Source organism: Pseudomonas sp. D(2018), assembly GCF_005502555.1.
In the GTDB taxonomy this organism is placed as follows: Bacteria; Pseudomonadota; Gammaproteobacteria; order Pseudomonadales; family Pseudomonadaceae; genus Metapseudomonas; species Metapseudomonas resinovorans.
The window spans coordinates 1-13,856 of sequence record NZ_SCOK01000087.1 but is presented as its reverse complement, the minus strand read 5'-3'; the positions used below and the strand labels follow the sequence as shown (position 1 = coordinate 13,856).

12 protein-coding genes are annotated in these 13,856 nt (G+C 63.6%); 9 read left to right on the top strand and 3 right to left on the bottom strand.

All coding sequences use genetic code 11. From position 1 onward, the window contains the following. On the bottom strand, nt 1-314 hold a 314-nt coding region (locus FFS60_RS27695; protein ID WP_305955959.1), incomplete at its 3' end, for a serine dehydratase beta chain. A 513-nt stretch (nt 315-827) separates the two neighbouring features. Here FFS60_RS27695 and choX point away from each other — a divergent pair. The 6 genes from choX to betI (FFS60_RS27665) all read left to right on the top strand — a co-directional run bounded on the left by choX (nt 828) and on the right by betI (FFS60_RS27665) (nt 7,032). Continuing rightward, complete coding sequence (gene choX, locus FFS60_RS27690) at nt 828-1,781, top strand: choline ABC transporter substrate-binding protein (RefSeq protein ID WP_028629610.1); 954 nt, start codon at nt 828-830, stop codon at nt 1,779-1,781. Between the two features lie 415 nt (nt 1,782-2,196). After that, complete coding sequence (locus tag FFS60_RS27685; protein ID WP_028629609.1) at nt 2,197-3,393, top strand: glycine betaine/L-proline ABC transporter ATP-binding protein; 1,197 nt, start codon at nt 2,197-2,199, stop codon at nt 3,391-3,393. Nucleotides 3,394-3,395: 2 nt separating this feature from the next. Then, nucleotides 3,396-4,283, top strand: a complete 888-nt coding sequence (locus FFS60_RS27680; RefSeq protein WP_028629608.1) for a proline/glycine betaine ABC transporter permease — start codon at nt 3,396-3,398, stop codon at nt 4,281-4,283. Between the two features lie 35 nt (nt 4,284-4,318). Then, complete coding sequence (locus FFS60_RS27675) at nt 4,319-5,263, top strand: choline ABC transporter substrate-binding protein (RefSeq protein WP_028629607.1); 945 nt, start codon at nt 4,319-4,321, stop codon at nt 5,261-5,263. A 149-nt stretch (nt 5,264-5,412) separates the two neighbouring features. Continuing rightward, nucleotides 5,413-6,270 carry a glycine betaine ABC transporter substrate-binding protein gene (locus FFS60_RS27670; RefSeq protein WP_028629606.1) on the top strand — a complete coding sequence of 286 codons (858 nt, stop codon included), beginning with the start codon at nt 5,413-5,415 and terminating at the stop codon, nt 6,268-6,270. A gap of 168 nt (nt 6,271-6,438) precedes the next feature. Beyond that, nucleotides 6,439-7,032: a transcriptional regulator BetI gene (betI, locus tag FFS60_RS27665; protein ID WP_028629605.1), complete on the top strand. Its 594-nt coding sequence runs from the start codon at nt 6,439-6,441 to the stop codon at nt 7,030-7,032. Nucleotides 7,033-7,128: 96 nt separating this feature from the next. Here betI (FFS60_RS27665) and FFS60_RS27660 read toward each other — a convergent pair whose 3' ends face one another. Next, entirely contained in the window at nt 7,129-8,673 is a 1,545-nt protein-coding gene (locus FFS60_RS27660) for a BCCT family transporter (RefSeq protein WP_137823796.1), read from the bottom strand. A 287-nt stretch (nt 8,674-8,960) separates the two neighbouring features. On the opposite strand from FFS60_RS27660, the gene betI (FFS60_RS27655) reads away from it, so the two are divergent. From betI (FFS60_RS27655) to betA, 3 genes are all read left to right on the top strand, one after another. After that, nucleotides 8,961-9,554, top strand: coding sequence for a transcriptional regulator BetI (betI, locus tag FFS60_RS27655; protein WP_028629604.1), 594 nt, complete (start codon nt 8,961-8,963; stop codon nt 9,552-9,554). 47 nt (nt 9,555-9,601) lie between these two features. After that, on the top strand, nt 9,602-11,074 hold the full coding sequence (gene betB / locus FFS60_RS27650) for a betaine-aldehyde dehydrogenase (protein WP_137823795.1): 1,473 nt from the start codon (nt 9,602-9,604) through the stop codon (nt 11,072-11,074). Nucleotides 11,075-11,227: 153 nt separating this feature from the next. Then, nucleotides 11,228-12,916, top strand: a complete 1,689-nt coding sequence (gene betA / locus FFS60_RS27645; RefSeq protein ID WP_028629602.1) for a choline dehydrogenase — start codon at nt 11,228-11,230, stop codon at nt 12,914-12,916. A 391-nt stretch (nt 12,917-13,307) separates the two neighbouring features. Here the strand turns inward: betA and FFS60_RS27640 are convergent. After that, nucleotides 13,308-13,856, bottom strand: a 549-nt coding sequence (locus FFS60_RS27640) for a transposase (RefSeq protein ID WP_171016592.1), incomplete at its 5' end; no start/stop codon positions are given.

Sequence of the window (13,856 nt, the reverse complement as noted above, 5' to 3'; positions counted from 1 at the left end):
ACCGGGTGGCTGCCGTCCAGCAGCAGTTCGCGGGACGCCTGCAGCGCCTCGATGCGCGGGGCGATCTGCTTCGGGTCGACGCGGTCCGGCCACTCGCCCATCAGCCCCACCAGGGTGGCGCGGTCGGTGCCGTGGCCGACGCCGGTGGCCGACAGCGAGCCATACAGGCGCACCTCGACCCGCCGTACCTGCTCCAGCAGGCCGCGCTCGCGCAGCGCCGTGGCGAACAGCGCCGCCGCCCGCATCGGGCCCACGGTGTGCGAGCTGGAAGGGCCGATACCGATCTTGAACAGGTCGAACACGCTGATAGCCACGGGGGACAACTCCGGTAGGGATCACTCTTGGCGCCATGATCGGCATTTCACCGAAGTGGCGACTTCCCACACCGACTTGCTCGTATCCAAATACGCCGTGGCCCAAGACGCAGGTCGAATACCTTGCAGGGGCGAATTCATTGGCTATGTCTGCATTACGTGTTGCAAGCACCTGCATCGCCCGTAGGAGCTGACGTGCCAACGAATGGCCCCGCTTCGCTGGCAAGCCAGCTCCTACAAGGCTCTTGGCCAGATGGTCAATCTCTAGCAACAGCTAATGCAGACCTGGCGAATTCATTCGCCCCTACACTGGATGCGTCACGATGAAGGCGCCAACCCACCATTGCCCTGCATCAGCCGCGACAGATAAGTTCTGAGTGCGACCGGATCGGTAGTCAGGCGACGTGTCTGGCACGCATCATCCGGGCGCCCGGGGGCGGGGGCCTGCAGCAGTCCGACAGCCACGCGAGTCCGGAGAACGACAATAAATCCTGCTGTGGACGGACCCCTTCCATGACTCGACCCACCACTTCCCTGCTGGCGGCGACGCTGCTGGCCGCTTCCCTCTTCAACACCCAGGCGAGCCTTGCCGCCGACCCGGAACACTGCTCCACCGTGCATTTCGCCGACGTCGGCTGGAGCGACATCACCGTCACCACCGCCGTCACCCGCCATGTGCTGAGCGAGCTCGGCTACATCACCAAGGTCAAGCGGCTGTCGGTACCCGACACTTACAAGGCCCTGGGCGACGGCAAGATCGACGTGTTCCTTGGCAACTGGATGCCAAGCATGGAAAACGACGTCCGTCCCTACCTGGAAAAAGGCACGGTGGAGAACCTCGGCGCCAACCTCACTGGCGCCAAGTACACCCTGGCGGTGAACCAGGCGGCCTGGGACGGCGGCGTGCAGAGCTTCGCCGACCTGGCGAAGTTCAAGCAGCAGTTGGGCGCGAAGATCTACGGCATCGAACCCGGCAATGACGGCAACAAGCTGATCGACAAGATGATCAAGGGGAACGCGTTCAACCTTGGCGACTTCAAACTGGTGGAGTCGAGCGAAAACGGCATGCTGTCCCAGGTCAAGCGCGCTGAGCACCTCAACCAGTGGGCGGTATTCCTCGGCTGGGAACCGCACCCGATGAACAACCAGTTGAAGATGCATTACCTCGCCGGCGGCGACGACTGGTTCGGCCCGGATTTTGGCGGCGCCACGGTCTACACCAACGTGCGCAAGGGGCTCACCCAGGAATGCCCGAACCTCGGGCAGCTGCTGAAGAACCTGAAATTCAGTCTGGCCATGGAGAACCACCTGATGGAGGCCATACTCAACCAGAGCACCAACCGCAGGCGTGAAGCCAAGGCCTGGCTGAAAGCCAATCCCGACACCCTGGCCGCCTGGCTGCAGGGCGTCACCGCGCGAGACGGCGGCCCGCTCCCGGTTGCCCTCGTCCAGGCCAAAGCACCGTGAAGCGGCGCATTCAGCGATATCCATAGGCCATGTCGTCGCGCAACATATGAACGTCGTAAACCGACAATTGCCAAGGCCTCAAGGCTTTATCGTTGAGTCACCCGATTTCGTCGCTGTCGGTTCCCGTGGATCGACAGACCGCGAGCACTCCGCTCCGGACCGAAGAACACAAGCGGCGGCCTCCCCCGAACAGAGGTCGGCCTAATAAGAAATTTCGGAAGTACGCGCACCTCGGACCGAGGTGCTGAACCCGCCCAGGGAATGGGTTTCGTAACACTGCCAGAGGGCTGTCAGGTTCTCGAAACATTGTTATCCACACAGGCAAGGCAGTCGGCATCACCAGGCTGAGCGTCGTTGAGCGCCGGTTCTGGCTCCATGTAACTGACCTGGATGTCTACTGAAGGGGAAATATCCCATGCAGTCTGGAAAGATCGTGGTTCAAAACCTCTACAAGGTTTTCGGGCAACAACCACAAGAAGCAATCGATTTACTCAAGCAAGGTTGGAGCAAGGAGAAGATCCTGGCTGAGCGCGGCGCCGTAATCGGTGTCAGCGACGTGTCTTTCAGCGTCAACGAAGGCGAGATCTTCGTGCTGATGGGCCTGTCGGGTTCGGGCAAGTCGACCCTGATCCGTCTGATCAACCGCCTGATCGAACCCACTGCCGGCGATGTGTTCATCGACGGCCAGAATGTCGCCAAGCTGCCCAAGTCGCAATTGATCGACCTGCGCCGCCGCGACATGAGCATGGTCTTCCAGTCCTTCGCCCTGATGCCTTCGCGCTGCGTGCTGGACAACGCCGCCTTCGGCCTGGAGGTAGCGGGCAAGAGCAAAAAGGAGCGCGAGAAGCGCGCGATGGAGGTGCTGGAGCAGGTTGGCCTGGCCAGCTTCGCCCACAAGTATCCCCATGAGCTGTCCGGCGGGATGCAACAGCGCGTCGGTCTGGCCCGCGCCTTGGCGGTCGACCCTTCCATGATCATCATGGACGAGGCCTTCTCCGCGCTCGACCCGCTCAAGCGCCGAGAAATGCAGGACGTGCTGCTGGACCTGCAGAAGAAGCACAGCCGCACCATCATCTTCGTATCCCACGATATCGAAGAGGCCATGCGCATCGGTTCGCGCATCGGCATCATGGAAGGCGGCAAGCTGATCCAGGTGGGCACGCCCCAGGAAATCATCGAGAACCCCGCCAACGACTACGTGCGCAACTTCTTCAACACGGTCGATACCAGCCGCTACCTCACCGCCGGCCAGCTCAAGTCCGACAGCGTTCCGCTGTTCGTGCACAACGGCAAGGCGCCCGACGCCCAGACCGTGTGCCAGAAGCTGCAGTCCATGGACAAGCACTACGCCTTCATCGTCGACGAGAAGAACAACTTCCGCGGCTCCATCAGTCTCGAGAAGATCGCCCTGCTGGTTGAAGGCGGTCGCACTCTGGACCTTGAACAGAACCTGCTCAAGCACATCGATCCGGTGCCGGAAGACCTGCCGCTCGACAGCGTCATCCAGCGCCTGGTGATCAATGAAGGGCCGATCCCGGTGGTCGACCAAAGTGGCCGCTACTGCGGCGCGATCAGCAAAGGCCGCCTGCTGAGCCGCCTGCGGGGAGAATGACGATGAGCGAAAAACTGGATCTTGGCAGTTGGGTGAATGACGTCGTTCAGCACCTGCTCGAAAACTACAGCGGCGCCTTCGAAAGCGTCGGCAATGTGGTCAGCGGCTTCTCCGAGCTGATCGAACGCCTCCTGATGTGGCCGCCGGCCTGGGTGCTGATTGCGATCTTCGTCGCCCTCGGCTTCTGGCGCATCGGCGCCAAGTTCGCCGGCTTCACCGCGGTCTCGCTGATCCTGATCGTGATGACCGGCTTCTGGGAGCAGACCGTCGTCACCCTCGGCCTGACCTTCTCCTCAACCCTGATCAGCCTGCTACTCGGCATCCCGCTGGGCATCTGGGCGGCCAGGAGCGAGCGCGTCGCGGTTGTCATCCGCCCGATTCTCGACTTCATGCAGACCATGCCGGCGTTCGTCTACCTAATTCCGGCGGCCATGCTGTTCGGCCTCGGCCGCGTACCCGGCATCATCGCCACGGTGATCTTCGCCATGCCGCCGGCCGTGCGCCTGACCGCGCTCGGCATCCGCCAGGTGAACAAGGAAATCGTCGAAGCCGGTCAATCCTTCGGCTGCACCAGTTGGCAACTGCTATACAAAGTGCAGCTGCCGAATGCCATGCCGTCGATCATGGCTGGGGTCAACCAGACGATCATGATGGCGCTGTCCATGGTGATCATCGCGTCGATGGTCGGCGCCGGCGGTCTGGGTAACGACGTGCTCGCCAGTATCCAGCGTCTGGACATTGGCCTGGGCTTCGAAAGCGGCATGGCCGTGGTACTGCTGGCGATCATTCTCGACCGCATCACCGAAAGTTTCGGGACTCGTCAAACCGCGACTCGTGGCAAGCCCTTCGGCTGGCTGAGCGCCAAGTTGCAACGGCAGCAAGCGCAATAACGCACGCTTCATCTTTCAATGTCAGGGAGTCGCTAATGAAAAGAATGAAAAAAGTCGCTGCACTGGGCCTGCTGGCCTGCGCACTGTCCCAGGGTGCCTGGGCTCAGGAGCCGGAGAGCTGCAAGCAGGTCCGTTTTGCCGAAATCGGCTGGGCCGACATCGCCGCCACCACGGGCGTGGCCATGGTGCTGACCGAGGGACTGGGTTACACCCCGCGCAAGATCATGGCCTCGGTGCCCATCGCCTTCACCGGCGTGAAGAACAAGCAGATCGACGTTTTCCTCGGCTACTGGGCGCCCTCGATGGATGCCGTGATCGAGCCCTTCACCAAGGACAACGGCGTGAAGGTACTGCCGACGCCGAACCTGGAAGGCGCCAAGTACACCCTGGCGGTGCCGACCTACGCGGCTGATGCCGGCCTGAAGAGCTTCCAGGACATCGCCAAGTTCAAGGACCAGCTGGGCGGCAAGATCTACGGCATCGAGCCAGGCAACGACGGCAACCTGCTGATCGACAAGATGATCAAGGGTAACCAGTTCGAGTTGGGTGAGTTCCGCATGGTCGAATCTTCCGAAGCCGGCATGCTGGTCCAGGTGCAACGCGCCGTGAAGAAGAAGGAACCGGTGGTGTTCCTGGGCTGGGCCCCGCACCCGATGAATACCCAGTTCGACATCACCTACCTGGCCGGTGGCGATGACGTGTTCGGCCCGGACTACGGCGCCGCCAAGGTCTACACCGTGGTACCGCCGGACTACGAACAGCGCTGCGCCAACGTCGGCAAACTGCTGAACAACCTGCAGTTCAGCGTCGAGATCGAAAGCCAGCTGATGGAGAAGATCCTGGAGAAGGAAGACCCGGTGAAAGTCGCCACTGGCTGGCTCAAGGCCAACCCGGCCGCGCTGGACAAGTGGCTGGCTGGCGTTACCACCTATGACGGCCAGGACGGCGCCGCTGCCGTGAAGAAACACATCGGCCTGTAATTCCCCGGGCTCCCCGCGAGCCCGTTTCCTTGCAATTCGCCAATCGCGGCCCAGCAACGGGCCGCGCGGGGCACTGTCGCGAAACCCGCCTCAGAACGGGTCATCGACCACGTAGTTGGCTGCCAATCCCACCTGATGGAGCAATACGTATGCGCAAGTTGAAGTCCCTTTGTCTGAAAACCCTCGGCGTCGCCACCCTTGCCCTCGGCATGGGCATGGCCAACGCCGCTGACAAACCAACCCTGAAAATCGGCTTCGTGAACGGTTGGGACGACAGTGTCGCCGCCAGCTACGTCGCGGGCGAAATCCTCAAGGAAAAACTCGGCTATGGCGTCGAACTGAAGCCTGTTGAGCCCGCCATCATGTGGCAGGGCGTGGCCCGCGGTGATCTGGACGCCACCCTCTCCGCCTGGCTGCCCGCCACCCACGGCGAGTACTACGAGAAACTGAAGGACAAGGTCGTGGTGCTGGGCTCCAACTACAAAGGCGCCAAAATCGGCCTGATCGTCCCTGACTACGTCCAAGCCAAGTCCATCGAAGACCTGAACACCTACAAGGCTGATTTCGACGGCAAGATCACCGGTATCGACGCGGGCGCCGGCGTAATGCGCCGCACCGAAGACGCCATCAAGCAGTACAACCTGGACATCAAGCTGATGCCCAGCTCCGGTCCGGCCATGGCCACCGCCCTGACCCGCGCCGAGAAAGCCCAGAAGCCGATCGTGGTCACCGGCTGGATTCCGCACTGGATGTTCGCCAAGTGGAAGCTGCGCTTCCTGGAAGACCCGAAAAAGGTCTATGGCGATGACGAGCACGTCGACACCGTGGTCAACCCTGGCCTGGAAGCCAAGGCTGCCGACGCCACCGCCTTCCTGAAGAAGTTCTCCTGGAGCGGCGAGGAAGTGGGTGCGGTGATGCTGGCCATCCGCGAAGGTGCCAAGCCGGAAGCGGCCGCCAAGGACTGGATCGCCAAGAACCCGGAGCGCGTGGAAGGCTGGCTGAAGTAAGCCCCTCGCGCGTTACCCAGCCCCCACCGGCCTTCGGGTCCGTGGGGGTTTTGTTTTCGCGGCGCCTGCCCCTGCAGCTATTCGACAAACTGCGTCGATTGATCGATCAATCAAATTCCCCCTAGACTGCGCGCTCCCGAATCCCGCACAAACTGGTGGAATTACCTGATGCCCAAGGTCGGAATGCAGCCGATCCGCCGCTCGCAGTTGATCCAGGCGACCCTCGAAGCCGTCGACCAGGTTGGCCTGGGCGATGCCAGCATTGCCTACATCGCCCGAATCGCAGGCGTATCCAACGGCATCATCAGCCACTACTTCCAGGACAAGAACGGCCTGCTGGAAGCCACCATGCGCCACCTGATGAGTGCCCTCAGCAGCGGCGTGCGCCAGCGCCGTGCCGCCCTGCGCGAAGACACTCCACGCGCGCACCTGCGGGCCATCGTCGCCGGCAACTTCGACGACAGCCAGGTCAGCGGCCCGGCCATGAAGACCTGGCTGGCCTTCTGGGCCGCCAGCATGCACCAGCCGTCCCTGCGTCGCCTGCAGCGCATCAACGACCACCGGCTGTACTCCAATCTCTGCTGCGAACTGCGTCGTACCCTGCCCCTGGACCAGGCCCGCTCCGCGGCCCGCGGCCTGGCGGCGCTGATTGACGGCCTGTGGCTGCGCGGTGCCCTGTCGGGTGATGGCTTCAACGTCGAGCAGGCGCTGCACATCGCCTACGACTACCTGGATCAGCAGCTGGCCAAGGCTTCACTGTAGGGGCGAATTCATTCGCCCCTACAAGGACACCACCTACCCAGGAACGAAAAAGCCCGGTCACGCGACCGGGCTTTTTCATTTCAGGCTGATGGGCTGTCAGGCCGCCTCGCCTTGCAACTGGACGACTTTCGGGTGCTTCGGCACTTGCTCCTGTGCTGCCACATCCGCCTTCATTTGCTTGAGCAGGGCGAACATGTAGAGCAGCAGCACCACCGAGAACGGCAAGCCGGCCAGCACCACCACCGTCTGCATGGCGGTGAAGTTGCCGGCGAACAGCAGGCCGATGGTGGCCAGTGTCACGACCACCGACCAGAAGATACGCAGCCAGTTGGGCGCATCTTCGTCCAGGTCGCCTTCCTCGCGGGACAGGTTGGCCAGCATCACCGAACCGGAGTCGGCCGGCGTGAGGAAGAGCACGAACCCGACGCAGATCGACAGACCGATCACGGCCTTGGCCCAGGGGTAATGCTCCAGCAGCAGGTAGATGGACATCGCCGGCTGCTCTAGCGCCGCCTTGCCGAGGTCCGCCGCGTTCTGGTTCATCACCAGATCGATGGCACTGTTACCGAACACCGACAGCCAGGCCAGGGTGAAGCCCAGCGGGATCAGCAGCACGCCGCTGACCAGTTCGCGCACGGTGCGACCACGGGAAATACGGGCTACGAACATGCCCACGAAGGGTGCCCAGGAGATCCACCAGGCCCAGTAGAACAGGGTCCACAGGCCCATCCACTCTTCGCTCTTGCCGGACTGGCCGGTGTAGACATAGAGGTCGAAGGTCTTCAACACCAGGCCATTGAGGTAATCACCCAGGTTCTGCACGAAGCCATTGAGCAGGTGCAGCGTCTCGCCAGCCAGCAGCACGAACACCAGCAGGCCACTGAACAGGATGATGTTGAGGTTGGACAGGCGGCGAATGCCCTTCTCGATCCCGGACACCGCGGCCAGAGTGGCCACCGCGCTCATCACCAGGATCACCGCCAGCAAGGCGCCCTGGCTGTGGGGCAGGCCGAACAGGTATTCCAGACCGGAAGAGACCTGCAGCGACCCGATACCAAGGTTGGTCACCAGGCCCAGCAGGGTCACGAAGATGCCGAAGCAGTCCACCGCATTACCCACGGAGCCCTTCATCAGGCGCTCGCCGAACAGCGGATAGAGCGCCGAACGCAGCGCCAGCGGCTTGTTGTGACGGTAGGCGAAATAGCCCACGGCCAGGCCCACCAGCGCGTAGATGGCCCAGCCATGCACGCCCCAATGGAGGAAAGTGAGCTGCAGTGCCTGGCGCGCGGCGGACTGGCTGCCGGGCTCGCCTTCCGGCGGATTGTAGAGGTGATCGATGGGCTCGGACGCCGCGAAATACAGCAGCGAGATGCCGATGCCCGAGGAGAACAGCATGCCGGCCCAGGCGCCGTAGCTGAAGTCAGGACGGCTGTCATCGGGCCCCAGGCGCAAGTGGCCGTATCGGGAGAAGGCGACATAGAGGACGAAGAACAGATACGCGCCGATGGCCAGCATGTAGTACCAGCCGAAGCTGCGCGACAGCCAGGCCTGGGCCTTGCCGAGCACGCTGCCGGCGCTCTCGGGGAACGCAATCAAGGCAACCGTGAGAAGCATGATGAGCGCGGTGGATCCGAAGAACACGACCGGGTTCAGGCGCACCTTCCCATGGTTTGTTGTTGTAGGAGCTTTACTCATTTGGAAATTCCAGGGCAGTGAAAGCAGGCGCCTCATGGACGCAACGACAGACCCGCGCCAGCGGCCGGCGACGGGTGGCATCCGCCGGCCGAAGGCCTGAAATCGGGTGCGGCGAACTGCCGCATCCCGTTCCATGGTGCGCAGCTTATTCTTTGTTGTTTGAACGTTCAATAAAAATAAAGTAGGCTGGATTTCAACCCGCCCGGAATGGTTCCGGAAGAGGAGGAAACCCCATGCCAAAAGTCGGAATGCAGCCCCTGCGGCGCACCCAACTGATCCACGCCACACTCGAGGCGGTGGACCAGGTCGGCATGGGCGATGCCAGCATTTCCTACATCGCGAAGCTGGCCGGGGTTTCCAACGGCATCATCAGCCACTACTTCCAGGACAAGAACGGACTGCTGGAAGCCACCATGCGCTTCCTCATGAGCGACCTGCAGGACGCGGTGCGCAAGCGCCGCGAGACCATGCGCGACGACAGTGCGCGTGGCTACATACGCTCCATCATCGACGGCAACTTCGACGACTCCCAGGTCAACGGCCCGGCCATGAAGACCTGGCTGGCGTTCTGGGCCAGCAGCATGCACCAGCCGTCCCTGCGCCGTTTGCAGCGCATCAACGACCTGCGCCTCTACTCGAACCTCTGCTGTCAGTTCCGCCGCGAACTCGACGTACCAAGCGCCCGCACTGCCGCCCGCGGCCTGGCCGCCCTGATCGATGGCCTGTGGCTGCGCGGCGCCCTGTCCGGCGAAGCCTTCGATACCGCGCAAGCCCGCCGGCTCGCCTACGAATTCCTTGATCAACAACTGGCCAAGCAAGCGGCTTGAGCCGCCCTGCAGCCTTGCGAACACAAGACCTAGAGAGGACAACCACCATGGCCCGATTCGAAGAACAGAAGCTCTACATTGGCGGCCGCTACGTCGACTCCACCAGCGGCGCCACCTTCGAGACCGTGAACCCGGCCAATGGTGAAGTCCTGGCCAACGTCCAGCGCGCCGGCAAGGAAGACGTCGAGCGTGCCGTCGCCAGTGCCATCGAAGGCCAGAAGGTCTGGGCCGCGATGACCGCCATGCAGCGTTCGCGCATCCTGCGCCGCGCCGTCGACATCCTGCGTGAGCGCAACGACGAGCTGGCCGAACTGGAAACCCTGGACACCGGCAAGCCGCTGGCCGAAACCCGCGCCGTGGACATCGTCACCGGCGCCGACGTGATCGAGTACTACGCCGGCCTGATCCCCGCCATCGAAGGCGAGCAGATCCCGCTGCGCGAAACCAGCTTCGTCTACACCCGTCGCGAGCCCCTGGGCGTGGTCGCCGGCATCGGCGCCTGGAACTACCCGGTACAGATCGCCATGTGGAAATCCGCCCCGGCCCTGGCCGCCGGCAACGCCATGATCTTCAAGCCCAGCGAAGTCACCCCGCTGACCGCCCTGAAACTGGCCGAGATCTACACCGCGGCCGGCGTACCGGACGGCGTGTTCAACGTGCTCACCGGCAGCGGCCGCGAAGTCGGCCAGTGGCTGACCGAGCACCCGCAGATCGAGAAGATCTCCTTCACCGGCGGCACTTCCACCGGCAAGAAGGTCATGGCCAGCGCCTCCAGCTCTTCGCTGAAGGAAGTGACCATGGAACTGGGCGGCAAGTCGCCGCTGATCATTTTCGAGGATGCCGACCTCGACCGCGCGGCCGACATCGCCGTGATGGCCAACTTCTTCAGCTCCGGCCAGGTCTGCACCAACGGCACCCGCGTGTTCGTGCCGCGCGCCCTGCAAGCCCGCTTCGAAGCCAAGGTGATCGAACGCGTCAAACGCATTCGCCTGGGCAACCCGGAAGACGCCAACACCAACTTCGGCCCGCTGACCAGCTTCGCCCACATGGAAAGCGTGCTCGGCTACATCGAGGCCGGCCGCAAGGAAGGCGCGCGCCTGCTGATCGGCGGCGAGCGCGTCACCGAGGGTGAGTTCGCCAAAGGCGCCTATGTGGCCGCAACCGTGTTCAGCGACTGCACCGACGACATGACCATCGTCCGCGAGGAAATCTTCGGCCCGGTGATGAGCATCCTGGTCTACGACACCGAAGAAGAAGTCATCCGCCGCGCCAACGACACCGACTACGGCCTGGCCGCCGGCGTCGTCACCCGCGACCTGGCCCGCGCCCACCGCGTGATCCACAAGCTGGAAGCCGGCATCTGCTGGATCAACACCTGGGGCGAATCCCCCGCCGAAATGCCGGTGGGCGGCTACAAGCAGTCCGGCGTCGGCCGCGAAAACGGCCTGACCACCCTGGCCCACTACACCCGCATCAAATCGGTGCAGGTCGAGATGGGCGACTACTACTCGGTGTTCTGACCGACGTGGCCTCGAGAGGAAACCGGAAGCGCACGGGCGCTCCCGGATTTCCTCCGGACCACGACGCAACACCACCCCGGTAGCCCGGATGCAATCCGGGAACGAAGTTTGCCGCGCCCCGGAGTCATCCGGGTTATCTAGCAGGTAAGTCACATGTCCCAAGAATTCGATTACATCATCGTCGGCGCCGGTTCCGCCGGTAACGTGCTGGCCACCCGCCTGACCGAAGATCCGGATGTCAGCGTCCTGCTGCTGGAAGCCGGCGGTCCGGACTATCGCCTGGATTTCCGTACCCAGATGCCTGCCGCCCTTGCCTACCCGTTGCAAGGCCGCCGCTACAACTGGGCCTATGAGACCGATCCGGAGCCCTACATGAACAACCGCCGCATGGAGTGCGGCCGCGGCAAGGGCATCGGCGGCTCCTCGCTGATCAACGGCATGTGCTACATCCGCGGCAACGCCCTGGACTTCGACAGCTGGGCCAAGGCCCCGGGCCTGGAAGACTGGAGCTACCTGGACTGCCTGCCTTACTTCCGCAAGGCGGAAACCCGCGACATCGGCCCCAACGACTTCCACGGTGGTGACGGCCCGGTGAGCGTGACCACGCCCAAGACCGGCAACAACCCGTTGTTCCATGCCATGGTCGAGGCCGGCGTGCAGGCCGGTTACCCACGTACCGACGACCTCAACGGCTACCAGCAGGAAGGCTTCGGTCCCATGGACCGCACCGTGACCCCGAAAGGCCGTCGTGCCGCCACCGGTCGCGGTTACCTGGACCAGGCGCGCAATCGCCCCAACCTGACCATCGTCACCCACGCCCTGTCCGACCGCATCCTGTTCAGTGGCAAGCGCGCCATCGGCGTCGCCTACCTGAAAGGCAACAGCGACAACCGGATCACCGTGCATGCTCGCCGCGAAGTACTGGTTTGCAGCGGTGCCATCGCCTCGCCGCAACTGCTGCAGCGCTCCGGCGTCGGCCCGGCGGCCCTGCTGCGCGACCTCGATGTGCCGGTGGTGCATGACCTGCCGGGCGTAGGCGCCAACCTCCAGGACCACCTGGAGCTGTACCTGCAGTACGCCTGCAAGGAGCCCGTGTCGCTGTTCCCCGCCCTGCAATGGTGGAACCAGCCTGCCATCGGTGCCGAATGGCTGTTCCTCGGCACCGGCCTCGGCGCGAGCAACCAGTTTGAAGCCGGCGGCTTCATCCGCACCCGGTCCGAGTTCGAGTGGCCGAACATCCAGTTCCACTTCCTGCCGGTGGCGATCAACTACAACGGCAGCAACGCCGTGAAGGAACACGGCTTCCAGGCTCACATGGGTTCGATGCGCTCGCCGAGCCGTGGCCGTATCCACCTGAAGTCCAAGGACCCGCGCCAGCATCCGAGCATCCTGTTCAACTACATGTCCCATGAACAGGACTGGCAGGAGTTCCGCGACGGTATCCGCATCACCCGCGAGATCATGGGGCAACCTGCGCTGGACCCGTACCGCGGCCGCGAGCTGAGCCCGGGCGCGAACCAGCAGAGCGACGCCGAGCTGGACGAGTTCATCCGCACCCACGCCGAAACGGCCTTCCACCCTTCCTGCTCCTGCAAGATGGGCAGCGATGACATGGCGGTAGTCGACGGCCAGGGCCGCGTGCACGGCATGGAAGGCCTGCGGGTGGTGGACGCCTCGATCATGCCGGAGATCATCACCGGCAACCTCAACGCGACCACCATCATGATCGCCGAGAAGATCGCCGACCGGATCCGTGGCCGCAAACCGCTGCCACGTAGCACCGCCAGCTACTACGTTGCCGGTGACAAGCCGGTGCGTGGCCAGCCGACGCGCAAGCTGTAAGGCAAACGCCTGAACGAAAAAGGCCCCTGACGCGATGCGTCAGGGGCCTTTTCATTGTCGCGGTGCACTTCAGGGCAGATCTTCGGTCTGCCTGGCGAATGAATTCGCCCCTTCTATGAAGATCTCGGTGTCAAGGCCTGTTCCTCCGATTCATGACTCGGGGTACGCATCAAGGCAGCGGGGCATGCTGCTCGTGAGACCTGGCGTCTCACCACCTTCTATCCGCTGGTCACGAGGACCAACACGATCCTGCTTGCGCGTTGCGCTCAGGCATACCCCTTTGCACCACACCCTTTCTACAAGATCGGTCATCGCGCTGATGACCCGGGCGAATTACGGGCGTGTTGACTGCGTCACTCTTTCGTCGCGGCTCGCGGGCTGAGTGGTGGTGTCAGGGCACGGCTTTCAGTGTCGCACCCGCCGGCAGCTCACCGCGCTCCAGGTAGCGCCACAAGGCGATCACCAGGCGTCGCGCCAGGGCCACGATCGCCACCCGTCGACTGCGGCGGCAGTCACCGCCGGCCTTCTTGGCGAACCAGTGGCTGAGGGCGCTGTTCGGCTGGTAGTGCAGCCATAGCCAGGCCTGTTCGACCAGCAGCGCGCGGACCCGGGGATTACCCTGCTTGCTGATGCCCTGGTCGACCCGCAGCGTGCCGCTGTCGTAGGGCGAGGGCACCAGGCCAACGCAGGCCCCCAGCTGACGGCGGTTGCGAAACTGCCGCCAGAACAGCTCGAGTACCAGTTGCCGGGCGCCGACGGTGCCGATGCCGCGCAACTGGCTCAGTCGCGCCACCTGTTCGGCCTGGCGGGTGCCGAAGCGCTGCGCGTGTTCGCGCTCCAGCCGCCGCAGTTGGGTCCGGGCCTCCTGCCAGCGTTGCAGCTCCCGCTGCAGGCGGGCCTGCAGCGCCGCCCCCAGCGCCTGCCCAGCCCAGTCCCGCAG